Source organism: Desulfosporosinus sp. FKA (assembly GCF_002196785.1).
Taxonomy (GTDB): domain Bacteria; phylum Bacillota; class Desulfitobacteriia; order Desulfitobacteriales; family Desulfitobacteriaceae; genus Desulfosporosinus; species Desulfosporosinus acididurans.
In genome coordinates this window covers 101,193-121,305 of sequence record NZ_NAHZ01000028.1, presented here as the reverse complement: position 1 = coordinate 121,305, position 20,113 = coordinate 101,193, and the positions used below count along the sequence as shown (strand labels likewise).

At 43.6% G+C, this 20,113-nt stretch carries 21 protein-coding genes; all 21 read left to right on the top strand.

Annotated features, from left to right (window positions below):
• The first annotated feature begins 1 nt into the window (after window position 1).
• The 21 genes from B5771_RS11005 (at window position 2) to B5771_RS10910 (ending at window position 20,000) form a co-directional block, all read left to right on the top strand.
• On the top strand, window positions 2-2,254 hold the full coding sequence (locus B5771_RS11005) for a minor capsid protein (RefSeq protein WP_088187550.1): 2,253 nt from the start codon (window positions 2-4) through the stop codon (window positions 2,252-2,254).
• An 87-nt stretch (window positions 2,255-2,341) separates the two neighbouring features.
• Entirely contained in the window at window positions 2,342-5,338 is a 2,997-nt protein-coding gene (locus B5771_RS11000) for a DUF6582 domain-containing protein (RefSeq protein WP_088187549.1), read from the top strand.
• Between the two features lie 29 nt (window positions 5,339-5,367).
• Window positions 5,368-5,628 (top strand): hypothetical protein, encoded by a 261-nt coding sequence (locus tag B5771_RS10995; RefSeq protein WP_088187548.1) that lies wholly within the window; start codon window positions 5,368-5,370, stop codon window positions 5,626-5,628.
• Entirely contained in the window at window positions 5,628-6,317 is a 690-nt protein-coding gene (locus tag B5771_RS10990; protein WP_088187547.1) for a hypothetical protein, read from the top strand. The genes B5771_RS10995 and B5771_RS10990 overlap by 1 nt, the downstream gene beginning before the upstream one ends.
• Before the next feature lie 4 nt (window positions 6,318-6,321).
• Entirely contained in the window at window positions 6,322-6,699 is a 378-nt protein-coding gene (locus B5771_RS10985; RefSeq protein WP_088187546.1) for a hypothetical protein, read from the top strand.
• Window positions 6,700-7,191 carry a hypothetical protein gene (locus B5771_RS10980; protein ID WP_088187545.1) on the top strand — a complete coding sequence of 164 codons (492 nt, stop codon included), beginning with the start codon at window positions 6,700-6,702 and terminating at the stop codon, window positions 7,189-7,191.
• Window positions 7,192-7,205: 14 nt separating this feature from the next.
• Window positions 7,206-7,772 (top strand): hypothetical protein, encoded by a 567-nt coding sequence (locus tag B5771_RS10975; protein ID WP_088187544.1) that lies wholly within the window; start codon window positions 7,206-7,208, stop codon window positions 7,770-7,772.
• A 15-nt stretch (window positions 7,773-7,787) separates the two neighbouring features.
• Window positions 7,788-9,269 carry a hypothetical protein gene (locus B5771_RS10970; RefSeq protein ID WP_088187543.1) on the top strand — a complete coding sequence of 494 codons (1,482 nt, stop codon included), beginning with the start codon at window positions 7,788-7,790 and terminating at the stop codon, window positions 9,267-9,269.
• Window positions 9,270-9,281: 12 nt separating this feature from the next.
• A complete protein-coding gene (locus tag B5771_RS10965; RefSeq protein ID WP_088187542.1) occupies window positions 9,282-9,737 on the top strand; it encodes a hypothetical protein in 456 nt (151 codons plus the stop codon).
• A gap of 50 nt (window positions 9,738-9,787) precedes the next feature.
• Window positions 9,788-10,144 (top strand): hypothetical protein, encoded by a 357-nt coding sequence (locus B5771_RS10960; RefSeq protein ID WP_088187541.1) that lies wholly within the window; start codon window positions 9,788-9,790, stop codon window positions 10,142-10,144.
• A 184-nt stretch (window positions 10,145-10,328) separates the two neighbouring features.
• Window positions 10,329-12,569 (top strand): phage tail tape measure protein, encoded by a 2,241-nt coding sequence (locus tag B5771_RS10955; protein WP_088187540.1) that lies wholly within the window; start codon window positions 10,329-10,331, stop codon window positions 12,567-12,569.
• Between the two features lie 5 nt (window positions 12,570-12,574).
• Entirely contained in the window at window positions 12,575-13,213 is a 639-nt protein-coding gene (locus B5771_RS24820) for a LysM peptidoglycan-binding domain-containing protein (protein WP_242966817.1), read from the top strand.
• Window positions 13,210-14,352 carry a hypothetical protein gene (locus tag B5771_RS10945; RefSeq protein WP_088187539.1) on the top strand — a complete coding sequence of 381 codons (1,143 nt, stop codon included), beginning with the start codon at window positions 13,210-13,212 and terminating at the stop codon, window positions 14,350-14,352. Before B5771_RS24820 ends, B5771_RS10945 begins: the two co-directional genes overlap by 4 nt.
• Window position 14,353: 1 nt before the next feature.
• On the top strand, window positions 14,354-14,902 hold the full coding sequence (locus B5771_RS10940) for a phage baseplate assembly protein V (protein ID WP_088187538.1): 549 nt from the start codon (window positions 14,354-14,356) through the stop codon (window positions 14,900-14,902).
• Between the two features lie 10 nt (window positions 14,903-14,912).
• On the top strand, window positions 14,913-15,332 hold the full coding sequence (locus B5771_RS10935; protein WP_088187537.1) for a hypothetical protein: 420 nt from the start codon (window positions 14,913-14,915) through the stop codon (window positions 15,330-15,332).
• Window positions 15,325-16,440, top strand: a complete 1,116-nt coding sequence (locus tag B5771_RS10930) for a baseplate J/gp47 family protein (RefSeq protein WP_088187536.1) — start codon at window positions 15,325-15,327, stop codon at window positions 16,438-16,440. The genes B5771_RS10935 and B5771_RS10930 overlap by 8 nt, the downstream gene beginning before the upstream one ends.
• Complete coding sequence (locus B5771_RS10925; protein WP_088187535.1) at window positions 16,437-17,117, top strand: hypothetical protein; 681 nt, start codon at window positions 16,437-16,439, stop codon at window positions 17,115-17,117. Before B5771_RS10930 ends, B5771_RS10925 begins: the two co-directional genes overlap by 4 nt.
• Window positions 17,118-17,128: 11 nt before the next feature.
• Window positions 17,129-18,847 (top strand): hypothetical protein, encoded by a 1,719-nt coding sequence (locus B5771_RS24815; protein ID WP_242966816.1) that lies wholly within the window; start codon window positions 17,129-17,131, stop codon window positions 18,845-18,847.
• Window positions 18,848-18,859: 12 nt separating this feature from the next.
• Window positions 18,860-19,219, top strand: coding sequence for a hypothetical protein (locus tag B5771_RS10915; RefSeq protein ID WP_088187534.1), 360 nt, complete (start codon window positions 18,860-18,862; stop codon window positions 19,217-19,219).
• Between the two features lie 38 nt (window positions 19,220-19,257).
• On the top strand, window positions 19,258-19,398 hold the full coding sequence (locus B5771_RS24290) for a hypothetical protein (protein ID WP_172408243.1): 141 nt from the start codon (window positions 19,258-19,260) through the stop codon (window positions 19,396-19,398).
• Window positions 19,399-19,607: 209 nt separating this feature from the next.
• The gene (locus tag B5771_RS10910) at window positions 19,608-20,000 is read left to right on the top strand and encodes a hypothetical protein (RefSeq protein WP_140417720.1); all 393 of its coding nucleotides are present in this window, start codon (window positions 19,608-19,610) and stop codon (window positions 19,998-20,000) included.
• Window positions 20,001-20,113: the final 113 nt, after the last annotated feature.

The following is a 20,113-nucleotide window of genomic DNA, read 5'->3' as shown; positions in this document are numbered from 1 at the left end:
TGTGGCAAATCTATTAACAAAACTCTTTGACATGTTCGTCAATATCTTGCCTGAAAACGCAACACGAACCGCCAAAGATGATCCAGGATTAACAATTAAGACGTCTCCCTTACTCTGGCCTTATGAAATATTCGTGTTAGAGTGGGAACGGCGAACCCTCCTCAGGGACTTGGAACTTTTAGTAAAACGTGATAGCCGTCTAGACCGTGCTAATTATGTTATGGCAAATGCCGCAACACGCGGAGGCATTACGGTGACAGTTGGCGGGAGCCGAACAACAAAGATCCAGAAAAAGGCGCAGGAAATCATTGACAAGCTCATGAAGGATACAAAGCTAAATGCTCATCTTCCGGCATGGGCTAGGACGGTCCTGAGAGATGGTGACATATTTTTGAATGTCATTCCGGCGATGAACCCTGATGGTATGTCCGCACATATTACCCGAATAAAAAACCTGCCAGCCATCAGTATGGAACGCCTCGATGATATGACCGATAGCTTTCCGGATTTAAAACGAGCTTTTCTTCAGATTGACCCAATTACCAGGCAGGAAATCCAAGCCTTCCCGCTATGGAGTGTCAACCACATTCGCTGGAAGTATGAGCCGGGCGAGCGCTACGGACGAAGTCAATACTATTCAGGTAGACCGATGTGGAAAAAGCTTCAAATGACAGAGGAAGATATGGTTGTCAGACGTAGAACCCGTGCCGTACAGCGCCGGGTTCATGTTGTTGGCGATAAGGATAATCCTGGTACGGATACTGAACTCAAGAAATATATCAAGGATAACCGATTAGATGATCCTAAAAACTCACGCATCACAGCAGATTACTTCATTAATGGTCTTGGCGATGTGCGCAATCTCGAAGGAGACGCCCACCTTGACCATATTAAAGACGTGGAGTATTTGCTGGAAAACGCCATGATTGGCACCGGCGTACCGTTGCATATCCTAGGATTTGGCCGCAACGTTAACCGGGATGTTGTGGAGGACCAAAAACGAACTTACAAAGAGGACGTTAAGGGAATCCAAGATTTACTTGAGAATGGTGACCCTGGAACATTCTCCGGAATAAGAGCTATTTTTAACATGGCCTTGGCCCTTGGAGGAATTAATCCTGAGGAGGTCTCGATCAATATCGGCTGGGCACAGTTAGACGAATTAACATTTGGTGAGGCGACAGATACTGTGCTCAAGCTTAGAGCTGCACAACCTAAGCCGCAGATTACGGCGAAGCGCGGGCTAACAATCCTAGCTCCATTCCTTGACTTTGATAATGAACAAGCTATTGATGATGAGCTTAAAGCGATTGATGAGGAAATTGCTTCGGATAAAGCGGCTCAAGCCGTCGAAGCCAATGCTGTTAATCCCGAAAAGCCAAGTCCGGTAGCCATTAGCAAAAGCACCGTTGCCAGCGCTGGAAGGGCGGCTCTCGATAGTAAGAGCGGAGGTAGCAATGTAAAAAAGTCTAGTCCCCTGCGGTCAGACAAAATGGCAAAGTTTGAATCTGATTTCGCAGGGAAACTAAAAGATTCCTTTTCAGAAATAGCTCAAAAACTTACTTCAGAGAAGTTTGTTAAAAATATCGCCCACCTTACGGGCCAGAGCGCTGGTACTGAGCAAGTAAGTGATAGGCAAAAACAGCAGTCTGAAGTGCAATTGGATGAAAAGGTAATAAATATTGCTCGGGTTGATCTCGAACTTCTTCAAAATTATGTTTTGGGCCAATTCAATACGGCATGGAATTTCGAAGAGAAAACAATGAGTAATCATTTTTTAACCAGTTACTTAAAATCCATCGGGTTAGCTGAAGAAACGCTCCAAAAAGACATTCGCGAGAGCGTAAGCTTTTCTTTAGTAAGCAAAGAGGTCCAGGATATCCTGAAGGATCAGATTAAGTACCGACTTAAGGGGATTCAAGCAACCACTCAAAAGGAACTCATGAAAGCAATTAGCGACGCTTACGAAGACGGAGACAATGTCGCGGGGTATACATCACGCATGAAGGACGTCGTCGACGTTCCGGAGTGGCGGCTTAACATGATTGCACGAACAGAGATGGCGTATGCTTTTAATACAGCAAATCTGAAGTACCAAGCTGAGGCTGGGTACACAAGATTCCGTTCTGAAGCGGTCGTTGATAATCGGACATGTCCTATTTGCTTAAGCAAAAATGGGGGGATATTCGATTTAAACGACGAACAACCTCCATATCATCCAAATTGTAGGTGCATTTGGCTTCCTGTTGAGTAAGTAGAAGGAAAATATATTGAAAGGCGGTGGTGCGCATTGTAGAGCACCATTTTTGTTTGTCCATAATCGGCAGAAAGGAGTAATTGAATGGCTAAATTAGATTCGGCAGATCGCAAAAAGTTATCAAGCGATCAATTTGCGCTGCCAGGAAAGAAAATGTTCCCCATTACTGATAAAACACATATAAAGCTTGGCTGGGACATGGTTGATAGGGCGAAAGGGCTTACGGATTCCGAGCGTAAAACAGCCCGAAAGAACATATTAGCTGCCGCGAAAAAGGAAGGTATTGATACTTCCGATTGGGACAAGTCTCCTATGACAGATGCTATCTATGAACATCCAGAGATATTACTCGACTCGGCAAATGCTGAACAGAAGGAGCAGCTTCCTCCCGGTATCATTATGCGGCTACGTAACAAGGGGACCCGTGCTAATGTGATTAACGCTCATAATAGGATGTATCCAGTGAACGTTATGACGGACAGCATGGAGCGAAGAAAAGGAAAATGGGAGCCGATGGAATCCCCACACCCGGCTCATTTTGTGGACTCTAGCGGCCAAATTAGATTTAAGACAAGCCTGGATAATCGTGTAGCTCGGATTCACGGAGACCCCTGGATGGATAGTGATGGATGGGTCTGGTTTGACTCAGATATCTTCGATACAACAAAGGGGCGAAATATCGCAGCTTTAGCACGAGCTAGGGAGCCGGTCGGGATAAGTCTTCGAAGTGTTGGCCATTCCAGTAAAAAGGTTATCAACGATAGTCTTATTTCGGTTGCAACTAACATGGAAATGCTGACCTTTGATTATGTACCCGATCCAGCGACCGAGGGATGTGGAGTAGAGCAAATTGTCATGACAGATAGCCAGTTGGAAGCCATGATGGATGGGATTAACTTTAACGATCCTATCTGTCCCTTGGACGGAACGGCGCTCGTTCCTGTCGATCCGGACAAGGATGATGACGTAGATTTTTGGCAATGTCCAAAATGTAAAAGCCGTTATGACGTTTACAACGGCATCCAGGTTAGCACCACCAGTAACCAAAACCTCTACCGTCGATATGACTCACCGAATTACGGAGCAGATCGAGCTGTCCAAGAGCCGCCTGGCGGAAACCCAATGACTGATAGTCAAACTCAAAATAAGGGGGAACGTGAATTGACTAAGGAAGAAATTATGCAAATGATCCAAGAGGCTCAAGGAACGAGCTTACAGCCATTCCAAGCCATGTTAGACGCACAGCAAGCCCAGCAAGAAGCCGAACAAAAAAAGGCTGAAGCTAGGGCTTTTCTTGACTCAAAATTTGAGGAACTGAAACCAAAATATACTCCACAAGTGTTAGAAGCGATTAAAAAAGCTACCGGTGAACCCAAAACAAAAGAACAAGCCGAAATTGTGCTTGATAGCGTTCTTGATATGGCTGGGCAAGTATCGGCTGCGGAATTCCTTCAATCATTAGGATTTAATGCAGCTAATACACCATCCGGGCAGCAACGGGTTCAGGTTGGGAATGAGCCAAAGCCGTGGCAGCCATTAGTTGACAGTATGCTGCAGGCATTTAGTCGTATTGATGACGAAAAGGGCTTCACTCCTGATCCAGAATTACGGAAGCACAACGGCGAACTTGTGAAGAAGATTCTTGATAAGTTCGAACAAAAGGATATTGGATATTCGGTCATGAAGGATTCTGCAGAGAAAGTCGAAGCTCTTCTGGATAGTGGCGCTTCAGTCACGACCGCAGCTCTTCTTAATCAACCGACGATCCAGGAAGTAATCCTGATTCAAAAATTCCAAGATACGGAATCAACACAATTCATGATGACGGATGTTTTCGAGGGCTCTGAGTGGAGAATTCCGTCTGAATCCTTCAAGGGATCTGTCGCAATTGATCCTGCAACGTTGCTTTATGATCTTGTAGTTGCCGAAAATAGTGCAATTCCTGAAAGTCAAATTGACGTAATTTGGGCATCATTCACGCCTAAAGCTCGTCGTAATGCTATTAGCTTAACCACAGATGTTATCCGTGCTATGGAAACTGGTCCGCTGAAATACAATGCCCCTGCTCGGGCTATCTACCACATTGGTAAAGAAGCTGGCCGGCGCGTGGATCTCTATGCATATTGGGATATGGCGGTTACTGCTGACGAATTCAATCCTTTGATCGTTACGAATGAAACAGTTACCACGACTGCTGTTAACGATGGAACAAACGTTAAGTTTAAAGGACAATTGAAATTAGGCGGCCAAGCTGGGCAAGCTGCACCGGCTTATGGTAGCAGTTTTGTCTTTGCCCCTGCAGGGTCCACTCCTATCGTTCGTCCTCGCACGAAGCAAGTTATTAACGCAAACGGTTCGGTCCAATCCAGCACCACAAATGCAATTACCTGTAAGGTTGGTAGTACAACTTTAACTATCGGAGGATTAGACAGCAATGGTAATATCGTTGGTACTGGTGCTCAGTTTGCAATCAACTTCGAGACTGGCGATATTTACTTTGTAACTGGACTGGGAATTGTTCCGGGAACGACCGATCCCGTTATCAGCTATAGCGCTGCAACAAACTATGACCTCTGGCATTCCGCTATGGGAGCTGGTTATACCAAAGAAGAAGATTGGTACAACACCCTGCTTATGCAGCTCTCTTTAACTGGAGCAATCATGGGATCAAGCCCGAGATTTAATCCTCCGAACCTCGGATTATTTAGCTTGAATAGTTCTAATTTTGTCCGCAATGCTCAAATGTTTTATAAGCTTGCGCAGCCGCCCGCAACGTCATTAACCCCAACCAAGAACTTCTTTGGTGTTCGTGATGAAACAAGCCTGTTTAAGTTGAATGCTCCTTGGATTCTCGGTGATAGCCGTATTTTATTGACTCAGAAAAACGCTACTCGATATGGAATTCAAACTCCATATAAGATCGAGGGGCCAATAACTAAGCAGGATCCTACAACGGGTAACCTTTTGCCGGTCAAAGCTTGGTATGGTGAAGAATTCAGTGCCATTGTTACTCCTCAGGTTTTGGATAGCAACGGAAACGTACTGAACCCTGTCAGTCGTACAATTCGAATCGTACCTTAGAAAGAGGTGTTAATAGGAGCTGTCCTTGAATGGCGGCTCCTATTCTTCTGAAAGGGGGAATTATGGTGACTCATCGTATGTTAATAAACACTACAGGCAAGCCCATGAGGCATCCTCTCACAGGGCAAATTATTATGCCAGGACAATCCTATATGGAACTAAAGGAAAACGAAAAGCAAGAACTTAAGTATCCTGCTGAGCCGGCGGTAACTGTCCAAACTGTAGCCGATCCAGAGGCGACTCAAAAGGCGATTGCTGCTAGTAAACGCAATAAGCCTGGTGATAAGTAATGGCTATTACCATTACCGATTTAATCACCGAATTCCGCACCCAAATTCGTGATAACGGAACAACTCAGGCCTTAACCGACCAAGAAGTTACTCAATTTATCACGGATGGCTTCAGGACCTATTCAAAATATCGTCCCCGTAAGCGACCGACAACCATCAGCGTAAAAGCTGGTCAATCAACATATTCTCTCCCAGACGATTGGATCACGCAGGAGGAAGATAGCTTTGAAGCGGCAATTAACCCTTCACCTGCAATTACACCGATGCAAGCCTGGACGCTTTCTCCGTTCACCTTGTTATCAGCAGCTCGGTTAATCGCAAAACCTTTGGCAGCCTACGAGCAAGATGTGCAGTATGATTTTTACCCCAGTGACCTGCAACTTATCATTGTCCCAGTTCCACAAATGAGTTATGACCTGGCATTTAATTATTATGCTTATCACACTTCAGATTCTATTGGGTGCACGGTACCTTATCTTGATATCGATAATGCACTTCTCCCAGGAGTGGTCAAGGCGCTGCGTTCGATTGCAACGGATTATAGTGTTAAACTTCAGCACTATAAAATGGGCAATAACATTGAGATCGATGACAAAACTGTTGCCAAGAATCTCCAAAGCCGTGCAGATGAACTTGAAAAACAGTTTGTGCGAGATATTATCAAGCGTCCAAGCGGAATGGCGGGATGATGGAATGGCAATAGGAGATAATCGTTTTAATGTTTCGCGTTTAGCGCTTGCTTTTAATGAAAACGCAACTCTGGTAACCGTTACACTCTCAAAAGCTGATGAAGCAGTTCCTCGTGATAAATTCGGTAAGCCAACTGATTCTCCAAATACGACAACTATTTCTATTGTTGTCAGTAAAGCTGAATTAGACATCTCAGCTGTAGTTGCAGGCGGCAAACCCAAAGAAGTTCTTGAATTTTACGCTTTACTGGGAACGATTAGCGAAAATGATGAACTTACTTGGAATGGACATACGTTCAGAACAAGTTCTGCTTGGCCCTTTGGCCTTGGCAGTCAACAGCAATTGCTTTTCTGTAAGGCCGAAAGAGAGGTGGATCGTTAAATGAGGCAGATCACCTTTTCTCAACTCATAACTAAATTGGTTGAAGCACCCGCAAAGGTTGACACAGCTGCAATCGTGGCGTTAAAGAAATGTGCTGTGGAAGTCCAGAAAACAGCGCAAGAGAAGTTTGGGGAATATCAACCAGCGGTTGGCCCTTACCCAGCGTGGAATCAATTGGCAGATTCTACGATTGAGCAGAAGGCACAAGCGGGCGGTGGAGAAGACCCACTGATTGGGCATTACCCCAATAGTTCAGGAAACAAACTATATCCGACCAATTTACGCCAGTCGCTAACGATTAAAATTCACGAATCAGCCCTGGCGGCAGAAGTCGGCACAAATAATCCTATCGGAAAGTGGCAGGAGTTTGGGACGGCTGATGGAGAGAGGATACCACCACGACCATTCCTGCGTCCGGCTCTTTATGAGAATGAGGATTATATCAAAAAGGCTTTAAAAGAGGCTCTTGGAACAGCTTTCTTTTCGATTTAGGAGGTGTTGCTGCAATGATTCCGAATGACCCAGTGCTTACGGTAGACCCTTGGGATGATTTGTGCACCACTCTCTCGACTCAATTTAAGAATCTTGTGCCAAGCCTAAAATATGCCGTTGAGGGATGGCCTGATCCTAAATGGTTCGAAGATACCGGTGTTAATTTTCCGTCAGCATTTTTTGTAAAAGTTGGTGAAAAGGGCACCAATACAACAGGGAGAGCTAAAGTTTTTAAAACCATTACGAATAGTGACGGAACTGGGGCAATTTATTTTGAAACTAAAAAAATATTATATCTCCTGCAGATCAGCCTATTCACAACAGATCCACAGCAACGCTTAGACATAGGATGGGCTATTATGCAATATCTCAACAATCAAATTCAATTGCCTATCAACACCGTCAATACTGCGCGTTTTGTTTTCAAAAGTTTAGATCGAATGCCCGAAGGTCGCGACAACTTTTATCAGAGAGATATGCAATTTGAAGCCCAAACTCGCATTCTAGACGGTGTTCAGGGCTATAAGGTTACTAATCTTATTCCATCATTGGATATTTCACCAACAACTCAGACTTCTTAGAAAGGATGTGACAGCATGCCTATAGTCCAAAGTACTTCAGGCCAGATTCTTGATGACGTTTATATTACCGAAACCCAAAGCCCCCCGAATATCCAAGGTGTACAAACAGGTATTGTTAAAATGGTCGGTGATTTTACTCGGGGAATCCCTGGGGCAATTTATACATTCAGTGATTACGCGACAGCAGTACGTAATCTGGGCCCTTCTACTTTAGCGGTTAATGGTCCCTTGAATATCCAGGCCTTAATCAAACAATATGCGGGAGGATTACGAATTACTCCTGTATTCGGCACGACAGCGACTCCTGCGAAAGTAACCTTACAAGATACAGCTACACCCACCGCGGGTAACGTGCTGACGCTGACTGCAGCTCAGGTCCACCCTCAAACTAGCTTAACTACAGCCATTTTGGGTAGCGATGCTAATAGTATGACTGCGACCGTGGCAATAAATGGCTCAGCATTTGATCTGACTATTTATGATCCAAGAACCAATACATCCGAAACTTACACGGAGTTAACAGACTCCTCGATGATGGCTACAATTAACGCAAAAAGTAAAATAGCTATAGCGTCATTACCAAGTTCACCTAGTTCTCTTCTTCCTGCTGCCGGAACATTTGCATTTTCGGGTGGTACCGAGGGGACACCTGGAGATAGTGATTTTGTCGGATCTTCGGGAACTGGTTTAACCGCATTAAACGCAATAACTGGTAACATGGTTTTCGTAGCCAATCAATATAGTACGACCATTAATGCTGCAGTAGCCCAGCACGGTACCACCTATAACTGTATGCCATTGACCTGTATGGCACCTGGTTCCACTGTAGCGGCAACCGTGACAGGGAATGTGAATAAGCAGGATAATATGGCGTATTGTGATGGTTGGCAAAATATTTATGATCAGGATACAAAAACAAATCGCCAGATTGCCCCAACAGCATTAGTGGCCGGAATGGCAGCACAATTGCCTTGGTATAAGTCGTGGGGCAACAAAACGATTTATGGAACATTGGGGTCTGTTACACCGCGTAGCACGGACGATCTTAAAACGTTACAAGCTGCGGGGGTTCTTTGTGTTTGCGATAGTATCCCGCGAGGCGGTATCGGCACTCGTTCTGGCGTCGCTGCCGATGGTTCGGACTTATATGTAAGACGTTCGAGATATTTTCTCGAACAGTCTGCAATGACATCTATGGGTTGGGCTGTAGATGAAATGCAGTCTAGCGGGGACAATGATCCATTACGTAAGGATGTGAAAGGTAGTCTTGATGCATTTTCAGAGCCTTTAGCCAATCCGCCCGATCCTAAGAACAAACAGATCGATAGTTACCTAGTTATTTGTAATTCGTCAAATAACTCAGCATCATCGGTAGCGGCAGGTAATCTAGTAGTTAACTGGAAAGTACGGCTACTAGGTACAGCTAAGAATATAGATGTTTTTTCTGATATCAGCACAAGCACTATCACTACATCCAGTACCGTATCGTCTTCTTAAGGGGGTGGAAGAATGTTATTAGGAATGAACTTACAAAAGTTTGCTCAAGATCGTGTATTGGGCAGCTCGGTCACGATTGACTTTTACTTACCCACTGGGGTTTTAACAATTAGTGAGCTTGATTCGTTTAAATCTGACCGTAAATCTACGCAGAAAAAATTTCAACCTCTTGGACAAGTTGGCCAAAGGACCCAAGATATACCTGGTGATTGGGAAATGACATTTAGTGGCGGTGTAGTAGATGAGAGCTTTGACTCAATTGTGGATCAGATTGAGGCGGCTGGGCGATCTGGTCAGACAAATATTCGCGTCGTTGTAAAGGAAACGACGATATATTATAGCGGTCTCGTGAAAACATGGGTATGGAATGACACTGTACTATACAATTTCGCTAAAGACGAACAAACGGCAGCAGATGAAATTAAATGGTCGTTCAGTGGTGCTGCTACAACAAGAGTACCGGGATAAGCGCGGTTAATTCCGCGCTTTTTACATAACATTTTTAGGAGGGTTAAGTCATGGAACGAGAATTTGAAATCGTTAAATTAAATGATGGTCGTGAGGTCAAAGTCGTTGAATTGACAGGACTTGATGAAATGATTGCTGCTAAGGTTGTAGGAAAAGAAATGAATCAACCTGGCGCTGGGGGCTTGCAGCTTCGTTATATTTTACTTGCTTTTGCCGTTAAAGAGGTTGACGGAAAAGAGATTCAAAGACCAGTAAAGTTGAATGATGTCAGAGGGTTCCTTGCTGGGTTCACTTCTAGGCAATTAAGTCAAATAGGTAAAGCTTACAGCCGCCTAAATGATTATATTGAGAAAAAAGAAGAGGCTAGCGACGAGGGGGAAGTTTCAGCCGCAGAGTTGATGGATTAAAAAACTCAGCGGCTTTTTACGAAAGTATTATGTTGGCTGATGCTACTCAAGGTGGAATTCCGTATAGGGATGCTTTAAATATGACCGGAGTGGTACGCAGGGCAGCAATAGGAGTAATAAAAGATATTCGGAAAAGGCAAGAAGAAGAAACCACGAAAAAACGTAAGCGTAAGGGGGTGGAAGAATGAGTTTTCTAGAGCAAGCATTTGAGTTAGCTGTAACCTTTAGGGCTATTGATGCTCTCACTGGGCCTGTAACACGTATGGCCGGGAGTCTTGGAATATTAGATGAGCGAACTAGAGCCGTCCAAGCTCGGTTAAATAATTTTAGAAACATGGCTTTTGTCGGCGGAGCAATGACAATAGCGGGAGCTGTAATGGCTAAGGGTCTTATTAGTGCTGCAGACAAAGCCGGGGAGTTGCAGACATCACTAATGGGGGTTAAAAATGCTTTAGGAATGACAAATCAGGAATATCAAAAGGCCATGAACTTATCTCAGACTGTTGGAATCCCAACAATTTTCTCGGCAACAGAAGTCGGTGGCATCATGCAAGCTATGGGAACATCCGGCCTTACGAAAGACCAGGTTTTAAATTCTGGTATTCTTCAGCAATATGTAAATTTTGCAGATGTTCAAAAACTGCAGAAAAAAGAGAATGCCCCGGATGCCGTAGCGTCTGCGGTTAAAATGGCTCACCAGTACCAACTTTACAGCACAGCTCAGATTTCACCTTTCTTGAACCAATTAAATGCCGCATTGCTTCACACTCACGATACTGCAAGCGAATTTTCAACAACATTTAAATATATTTCGAATCAATCCAGATCGATGGGGTTGAATTCAGGGGATGCCTTGGCAACAACCGCATGGTTATCTCGCATGGGTTTTGGTAATGGCCGTGGAGGCACAAATTTTGCTGATTTTTTACAGCGCAGTATTTATCATTCCTCAGGTAAAAAAGCGGATAAAGCAATGCAAACTGCCGGATTTGTTACGAATGGTCACTCAGTATTCGAGGATGCAAAGGGCAACTTTGTTGGGATACCTGAAGCCGTTAAAATAATGCAAGATTTCTCAAAGCGTTTCGGTGGTAATGCGAATACCATGAACCCTTTGCTTAAAGATATATTTGGCACCCAAGGCGCACGCGTTGCCATGATGATGTCAACGTCTGGGGCATCAGAGCAATATACTGCTGTTCAAAAACAAATTCAGGGATCGCCATCGATTAACACGATGCAAGAAGATCAGAACAAAACATGGCAAGGCCAAACAAGGCAGGCTGCAACAACCCTGCAAGATATTTGGACAAATTTTGGATTTGGTGTGCAACAATCTATGCTCCCCGTCCTAGAGGGGTTAAATAATATTTTAGGTAAAATTCTGGAGTTTGAACAAGCTCATCCCGAAGTCGTGAAATGGATTGCTACATTTACCGAGATTGCGGCTGCGGTGCTTTTGGTCGTTGGACCTATTACTTTACTGGCCGGGGTACTTGGGTATTTAAAGGAAGCTAAAATTGTAAGTGCTGGATTTAGCCTTATGAAAACAGCTGTAGGTGGTGTGGCAGGACCTGTTTTAGGATTGATAGCCGCAGGTTATCTCTTATATCAAGCTTGGACACATGATTGGGGTGGAATTAAGGAAAAAACTAAAGCAGTTACTGATTGGATAGGGAAGGAAATACCTAAGGCTGTCAAAAGTGTTAAGGATTTCGCAAAAGATTTGGGACTAATTGATGATAAAGGGCATTTTAGTGAAACTGTGCAATGGCTAGGGAAGATCGCATTAGGAATAATAGCAGCTAAGGGTGCATTCGATATTATGAAATTAGCCGTGTTAGGTGTAAATCTGGTAATGAATTTGAACCCTTGGGTTTTAGCAATTACCAGCGTGATAACTGTAGTGGCAATTTTAGCTACAAACTGGGATAAGGTTAAAGCGGCAATCGATGGAGCAAGGGAAGCGTTAGGCAAGTTTTTTAATACGAGTAATGTTCAACAAAAACAAACTGAGAATGCTTATACTAGCTTTTATAACAACCCAAATTATGTTCCAAATAACCCAAATGGTACAATAGCTCAGTCTTCCTCTCCAGGTATTTTAGGCTCAATCGGAAATGGATTAAGCACCTTTCGTAGCTGGGTACAAGGAAAGGCTTACGCCACTGGTACAAATTATGCTCCCGGTGGATGGTCACTTGTCGGTGAAAACGGACCTGAAATAGTTAATCTTCCTCGTGGAAGTCAAGTTATCCCGAACGGCAGGCTCGGAGGCACCGGAAATACAGTAATAAATATTTATCCTCAACCTGGTCAATCAGCAAGAGAAATTGCGCAAGAAGTAGCAAGGGAATTAGGATTAAGTACGCGGACAAACAACATGTCTCGATCTATGGGCGCAAATCGCTTAGTATTCGGTTAAAGGAGGTGCTCCTAGTGCTCCAGCTCGGTACGTTTGCATTTAATATCGACGACTATCCTGAGGAGTTACCACTAGGTGGCTCCTCTTTAGTCACTGTCGAGAAATTCCCCGGCGGTCAGAAATCAGTGCAGGATTTTGGGGCGTTCGACGATTCAATTACACTAAAGGGCACTTTTACCTTTTTTGATGGCACAACGACAGCCATAGACCGAGCTAACGTCATAGACGCTATGTGGCGTGCCGGCCAGCCAGTACAACTTACAGCCGGAAGTTTGCGCCCTCGTTGGGTACAGATTACAGCGTTTAAGCCAGTTTATAAAAATGACTACAATGTGGATTACGAGATAACGCTCGAACCACTCACGGCTCAGGATCAAAATACTATCCTATATGGCACAACAGCTTCCAGTAACGCTTCAACGAGCACAGCTAGCTCATCGACAGCGGCAGCCACATCATCCAGTGCGGCTCCTACGCCTCCAACACAACGGAGTTATACCGTTGTTTCTGGCGATACTCTCTGGGGGATAGCGGCGCGCTCAGATATCTACGGTGACGGTTCGCAATACACCAAAATAGTATCCTCCAATAACATTAAAAATCCTAACCTTATCTATCCTGGGCAAGTGTTGGTGATACCATGATAACACTTCAGCAGCAAGGAAATTTCAGACCATTCAGCCGCCCGAGGAGCATAGTTAAGGTAAACAATACTTACGTCCCTTTTGACTCATGGAACGTTGATTTAAATGGCTATTCGGCAGCAGACACCTTTACCTTAACTTGTCCATTCCGCATTCTCGATTATCTTAAAGGCTCAACAATCTTAGCGAATACTCCAGATACCAAAACGATTTTACTCACTCAGCCGGATATCTTAGTCGAGGTTTATGGTGGATACCCAACCAATCCTAATAATTATACAGAAAATGATTTAACTCAGCTTATGTATGGGTATTTAGATACAATCGATTTTTACTTTGATGAACAAGGCGAACGTGTTCAAATTCAAGGACGTAATGAAGTCGCTCCGTTTATGGATACCAAAACAACAGACAAGTACCCAAACCAGACATCATCAGCAATCGTAACGATGTTTGCGCAACAACAAGGGTTGCAATCACAAATTACGCCGACTTATACATTGGTTGGTACTTATTACAGTGATAATCAGGTACAACTCACAACGGATATAACCCAATGGGATCTCATGAATTACTTGGCAGACCAAGAAGGGTTTACACTTCGAGTTGTGGGTAATACGCTCTATTTTGGCCCTCGTGATTCGTTTTTGAAATCATCGACACTGCCTTATACTTGGGGGCAAAACATTAAAACGCTCCATCTCCAGCGTACTCCGCATGCGGCGAAAAATATTAAAGTTGAAGTTATTACGTGGGTACCAGGCAAAAAAACTCGTATTACTGCAACAGCATCAAACACAACAAGTTATGCCAAACGTGTAACCGGAACAAGCGCTCATCAAGAATGGACTGAAACCTATTATTATCCCGGTCTCACGAAGGAGCAGGCTCAGCAAAAAGCTAACACTATCTTGGATCAGCTCAGCCAAAGTGAGCTCATAGGTGATCTGACCTGTGATGGTAATGACCAACAAGATATCTACCAACCTATACAGTTATATGGAACCGGCTTAGGCTCGGACCTGAAATACTGGCCAACAAAAGTGACTCATAGTTTTGACCAACAGCAGGGCAAGTATGGTATGACGCTCAACTTCTCAAATCTGAATTTACCTACATCAAGTAACGGAGGGATCTAGAATGCCGATAGCTTCAACAGATTGGTTTGAACAGATAAAAGATTATGTCCATCGGGCAGTTGGGCAAAACTTCTCAGTTGTTGAAGGCACTGTGACATCAAGGCAGGCAAGTCCTCCAAGTGTTAAGGTAATGCTTGAACCGTATGAAGTGGAGACCGGCTGGATTAGAGTCGGAACACAGTATGGCGGTAATGGTTTTGGGCTCCTTGCCATTCCCCCGGAAGGTATGGCTGTAAAGGTTCAATTTGATATGGGAGATAAGTCTTCAGCGGTAGTTGTGTGTGATGTCTGGAATGACGTAGACATAGCGCCAACGCTTAATGATGTTGATGATGCGGTATTTATTCATTCTTCAGGATCAAAACTTTACTTTCATAAAAACGGAGATGCAGACTTGGTCCCTGCTGGAAAGCTCAATATCGCAGGTGGCGGGGCCGCTATTGCCCGTGTTGGCGATGCTATAACTGCTTATGGCGTGGATTCCCACGGTGATAGCGTTACTGTGACGGGTACAATCACAAGCGGATCTTCAAAAGTAACCTCAGGATAGGAGGGACGTTATGAATTACTCAAATCCTCCATTGCAATTTAACGATCCCTTAGGGACAGACTTAGCCTTAGACGAAACAGGTGATCTTATAATTTCTCCTCAGGGAGACCTAATGTTATATACACAAAATGATAATGTTCTTCAAATGATAAGTACCCGGGTGCAGACAATCCCGAGTACTTATATTTTTGGCAATGACTTGGGTAGTGATCTTGGAGCACTGGTTGACGAACACATCACGGACGATTTACAAAATCAAGCTTTTCAAGCTATTAATGCTGCTCTTATTGTCGACCCGCGTGTGATTCAAGTGATTAGCGTGAATGTGAATAAAGGAGACAGCCAAATCATAGCCGACATAGCGGTAGAAATCATTGGGCAAGGAGTTATCAAGACTTCAATACCGATTGGGGGTGGAAGTGGTGTTTAGTGGCGCGCTTTCAACTATGGTATCAACAATACAAACTGGGCTTGCTGCCGTCGGAAAAAAATTAAGTGACTATACTTCCGCCTCAGCTATCGGGAATATATTGGCTGCTACGGCATCAGTCGCCGACGAACTTAACACTTCTATATCAGTGGCACAACAACAGGCTTATCTCGCTACAGCAACCGGCACAGATCTTGATAACAAAGCCGCTGACTATGGTATTTATCGGAAACAAGCTACAAATGCACGGTGGACATTCGTGGCTACAAGACAGACAGCGGCAACCCAGCAATACACTATCCCTGCAGGCGCCCTCATAACAACGGTTCCAAGCGCTGGCTCATCTCCGATTACTTTCACGGTTGATCAACTCACATATTTTCCAATTGGCGGAACTTCAGTAAGTATACCAGTGACTTGTACGGGAGCAGGAACGATTGGGAATATCTCGACTGGAATGGCCTTATTGTGGGGGAGCTCAGTCCCTGGGGTTGACGGTGTGCAGTTTGCGGATTCGTCAACGGGAACCAAGGGAATTGATCAAGAGACAGACGACGAACTTAGAGCGAGAGCAATGGCAGCATTTAAAGGGTTAGCAATTGGCACTGATACTTGGTATATACAGCAGGCCAAAACAATCCAGGGAATCACTAGTGCTTCCGTAGAATCCAATTATATTTCGCCGAATGGAATTGCCGTTTATATCGCTGGCGAGGGGAATACATTGCCGACTCCGGAGCAAATAACTGCAGTACAGACTTTATTGGATGGCAGTAGGCCGCAACTCGATAAGCCCACAGCTTTAGCCCCAAACGTCTTAACTGTAGACATTGCATTTAACATTACAGTAATCGCTGGAAATGATCAGGCAACAGCGAAAGCTAATGCCGAGAACGCAGCTGCAGCATTGATCAACGCCTTGGGCCTTGGAGCACAGAGCAACAATAATTACATGTATCCCTCTCAGATCGTTAAGGCCGCCACGGCAATAACAGGGATAGCGGATGCTGGGAGTGTGACGTTAAACGGCGGAATAGCTTCGATTCCTGTTAATCTTTCGCAATTACCTCAAGCCGGTGCAGTAACAGCGACGGTGATCAGCGTATGAGTATACAACGCGATAATATTTTAAAACGGCTTACCAATAAATTTACTCGTGACCCTAAATCAGTCTTGTATCAGATCGTTAATGGCATTGGAACGGCTTTTGATGCCGTTGATCCAGGTCAAATAGAATTAACCAAACAATTCTCTGTCACTACTGCCACAGGAGCCGGCCTTGATAGAAATGGAGCAGATTGGGACGTTCTCCGCAGGATCGGAGAGTTAGACGATACCTATAGGGCAAGAATCCTATCGCAGTTACCTGTATATGCTCAAGGCCCTATTCCGGATGCCTTAGTAAATGCAGTAACTCCTTTCACCGGTGTAGCTCCTGGTTATAGCGAACGAGGGCAGATGATATTTACATTCCCGTTTAAATTCAACTATGATGGAGGATTACCTGCGCGATGGGATGGAGTAAATCACCGGGATTTTTCAACCGCAACATTTCCTTGGATGTTTGGAAGCTACTTGCCGGCCATACCACCTTCCGGGAAAGGAACAATTCTAACTAGGAATGAGGTAGGGGCTGATCACTTTATAATCGATATCACGATGAAGAATCCCAACAATGTGCAGTATCAGCGGCAGGACGTAGTTAAAGCTGTAAAAAATTCTAAGCGAACCGTAGCAAAGATCGTTTTGCATTGGGAAGATGGCACAACAACAAGTGTGCAGTAAGGAGGTAAAGTATGTTACATGCAACATATATGGCCGGAGTAGAATATTACCCGTCAGACATGATGCAACGAGATCAAGATTTTATTGCTCCCGGCGTGATCACATCTGATGATTTGGTCGTTGCACCTACAAGTGTGCCAAGTATGGCGGTTACTGTTTCAGGAGCAACACAAGGAAGCCCAGGAGGTAATGCGTGGCTGCCGGGTGGATACAGAGTTTATAACGATACTCAAGTAATGCTGCCTATTGCCGCAGCAGATGCCACGAATCCAAGGCTTGACTTAGTGATAGCGACAATTGATACCACATCAACGCCTTATTCAGCAAGCTTGCAAGTCATCATGGGAGCCCCTGCCGCCAGTCCTACAGCTCCGTCCATACCTGTAGGGCTGATTGCGTTAACTTTGGCTCAAGTTGAAGTTCCGGCAGGAGTGACTTCCATCGTGGCGGGGAATATCACGGATAAGCGAGTAATATCAGGTTTACAGGGGGATGGATCAAGGCTTAGAAATATACCTTCTTCTGCAGTTCCAGTTGCAACGTCCACGACAGCTGGTATCGTGAAGAGTAGCTCCAGTATCTTGGTGGCTGGAGATGGTACTTTAAGCGCAACACCTAACAGTATTGGCGCGGATCCAGCTGGAGCGGCGGCTTCGGCTCAGACAGCTGCAGAGGCTTATTCTGATACAGCCCTTGCTGCTCATCAGGCCGATTATGCGTACCAAAAGGCAGGGGGCACAGCAACGGCGATTACATTAACAATCAAGGAAACTCTAACGGATGGTTTCCCCATGACGTTTATTGCAAGTGCAGCAAACAGTGGAGCTTCGACAACGATAAATGGCTCACCGCTATACAAACCAAATACCACGACAGCGCCAAATCTTATCGCTGGTAAAGCCTATACCGTATGGTGGAGTCAATCTGGTAACTGTTTTTTTATCAAAGCTAGTGCGGAAGGTACTGCCGTTGCTACAAACGTACTAGCTGGGACAACATTCAGCAACGATAACGACACAGGCATTAGTGGCACGATGCCGAATAATGGAGCGTTAAATTATACTCCATCAGTTTCAGCACAAACAATTCCGGCAGGATATACAAGCGGAGGGACAGTGCAAGGAGCACAACTCAAACAAAATTTTGATAGTCATCTTCAAAATTTACCTACAGAATATGCTCCAGCCTGTTATGACGAATACACTGGATATTTATGGGCTTATAAAACTTCCGTACCAGATGGCAAAGCTTATGGTTTTAACAGCACAGGAACCTTAGTAAGCACAATAATTTGTTCGCAAGCTAATACCCAAATTATCAATGTGTCTAAAAGTCATATGCTTTGGGCTTATAATAACTATCCGTCATATATAACAGATAAAAACGGAACTTTAATTCATACTTTTCAATCTCCCTTACTGGCTGAACCAGCAATAGTAAATTCGGGAACTAACAGGTTGTTTTCGTGTTATATTTCTTCTTCGAATTATTATTGTTATGTATATGACTTAAATGGCACACTCATAGGTTCTCCACAGATTACAACATCAACGTATCCAGTAACGGGCTTCATGACTTCGTCAAATGGTGTATATGCTATTTTGATTAATAGTGCTGCTACTCTTGCTTACGTATTTATTAATAATTTCGGTGTGGTAGTAAACCTGAATGGTATCAGTAAGCTATATATGTTTTGGTCATTATTTCCAAACGCCTTAACACAATATTAGGAGGGATTAAAAATGAAATATTTAAAGATAGTAAATCTAACTAATCAATTTGGTCAATGTGATTACAAAGGGCTTGATATTGAGCAATTTGTACCCGGTAGTCAAGCATATTCTACTGATCGCTCATACTGTTTAGTAACTACAAATGAAAATATAACTACATTACCAATAGATGTGACAGAATTACAAGAGGCAGATTACACGACTCAAAGGCAAAGCATAATTTCTCAGCAACAAGCTAATGACCCCATTAAGCAGTTACAATCTCAAAACACTCAACTCCAATCAGACCTAGCTGTAGCAAACAAGTCCATCGGAGAATTAACCATTATGATGTCAACATTGCTAACACCTACAACACCAACTACCTAAGGCGTTAGCATTTTTATATTGCGAAAGGAGGCGAGATCATGACATTTACAAAGGATTCAGGCTTAGTGCTAGTATGGGTATCCCTTGTTATGGCAGGAACTTACAAACTAGATCAAGTTCCAGCACTTTATAATCTAAAAACTGTGGTAACTGAGGTTGTAAACGGCACAGCGGCTTAATTCCAGAACGAAGGGCAAAGCAAGGCGAGAGATCGTCTTTTTTCTTTGCCCTTCCTTAATTTATTTAAGTGCAAATAAGATACTGCCGATAAATGTTATATAAATAGCATTTGGAGGTGGCAATTTTGATTTTTTTATACTATATTATTTGCTTAATCGAATTATATTTTATAATCTGGTTCTTCTATCAGATTATAAAATGCATTGACGTGAAAAAAAATTCCATACGAATAAATGATTTCTTTATTCTAACCAATGGATTCATCAGCAAGAATTGGATTCATCAAAGCATTACGAAAAATAAAAAGAAAGAACTTAAAAATTTCAAAAACAATAAAAGAAAGAGGGTGTTTATAGAAGCGGGCGAAGACCTTTTCGATAAAATTCCACAGAATAAAGTATTTAAAACCAAAACTCACGAGAAAATAGTTTGCGCCCTCGAAAATAAAAATAATGTTAAAATTTTAAGGAAAAAAAGAAATTTTTTTAGATTAACCCTTTTGTTAGAAAAGATTCTTCTAGGGAATAAAGAGGATCTATTCAAAATAGAAAAATTTTACAAGATAAAATTTGTTAAGACAAACGAATCGGATACCCAGTGATAACAAATCTTTACTATTACACAGTAGACCCATTATGCGTAGTAAGAAAGCCCCTGATTTTAGTGATCGGGGGCTTAAGATTAGTAATAGAGGGAGGTTTGGCAAATGGATAA

Coding starts and splice junctions, on each gene's coding strand:
- B5771_RS11000 (WP_088187549.1), top strand. CDS start 2,342: ATGGCTAAATTAGATTCGGCAGATCGCAAAAAGTTATCAAGCGATCAA.
- B5771_RS10995 (WP_088187548.1), top strand. CDS start 5,368: ATGGCGGCTCCTATTCTTCTGAAAGGGGGAATTATGGTGACTCATCGT.
- B5771_RS10990 (WP_088187547.1), top strand. CDS start 5,628: ATGGCTATTACCATTACCGATTTAATCACCGAATTCCGCACCCAAATT.
- B5771_RS10985 (WP_088187546.1), top strand. CDS start 6,322: ATGGCAATAGGAGATAATCGTTTTAATGTTTCGCGTTTAGCGCTTGCT.
- B5771_RS10980 (WP_088187545.1), top strand. CDS start 6,700: ATGAGGCAGATCACCTTTTCTCAACTCATAACTAAATTGGTTGAAGCA.
- B5771_RS10975 (WP_088187544.1), top strand. CDS start 7,206: ATGATTCCGAATGACCCAGTGCTTACGGTAGACCCTTGGGATGATTTG.
- B5771_RS10970 (WP_088187543.1), top strand. CDS start 7,788: ATGCCTATAGTCCAAAGTACTTCAGGCCAGATTCTTGATGACGTTTAT.
- B5771_RS10965 (WP_088187542.1), top strand. CDS start 9,282: ATGTTATTAGGAATGAACTTACAAAAGTTTGCTCAAGATCGTGTATTG.
- B5771_RS10960 (WP_088187541.1), top strand. CDS start 9,788: ATGGAACGAGAATTTGAAATCGTTAAATTAAATGATGGTCGTGAGGTC.
- B5771_RS10955 (WP_088187540.1), top strand. CDS start 10,329: ATGAGTTTTCTAGAGCAAGCATTTGAGTTAGCTGTAACCTTTAGGGCT.
- B5771_RS10945 (WP_088187539.1), top strand. CDS start 13,210: ATGATAACACTTCAGCAGCAAGGAAATTTCAGACCATTCAGCCGCCCG.
- B5771_RS10940 (WP_088187538.1), top strand. CDS start 14,354: ATGCCGATAGCTTCAACAGATTGGTTTGAACAGATAAAAGATTATGTC.
- B5771_RS10935 (WP_088187537.1), top strand. CDS start 14,913: ATGAATTACTCAAATCCTCCATTGCAATTTAACGATCCCTTAGGGACA.
- B5771_RS10925 (WP_088187535.1), top strand. CDS start 16,437: ATGAGTATACAACGCGATAATATTTTAAAACGGCTTACCAATAAATTT.
- B5771_RS24815 (WP_242966816.1), top strand. CDS start 17,129: ATGTTACATGCAACATATATGGCCGGAGTAGAATATTACCCGTCAGAC.
- B5771_RS10915 (WP_088187534.1), top strand. CDS start 18,860: ATGAAATATTTAAAGATAGTAAATCTAACTAATCAATTTGGTCAATGT.
- B5771_RS24290 (WP_172408243.1), top strand. CDS start 19,258: ATGACATTTACAAAGGATTCAGGCTTAGTGCTAGTATGGGTATCCCTT.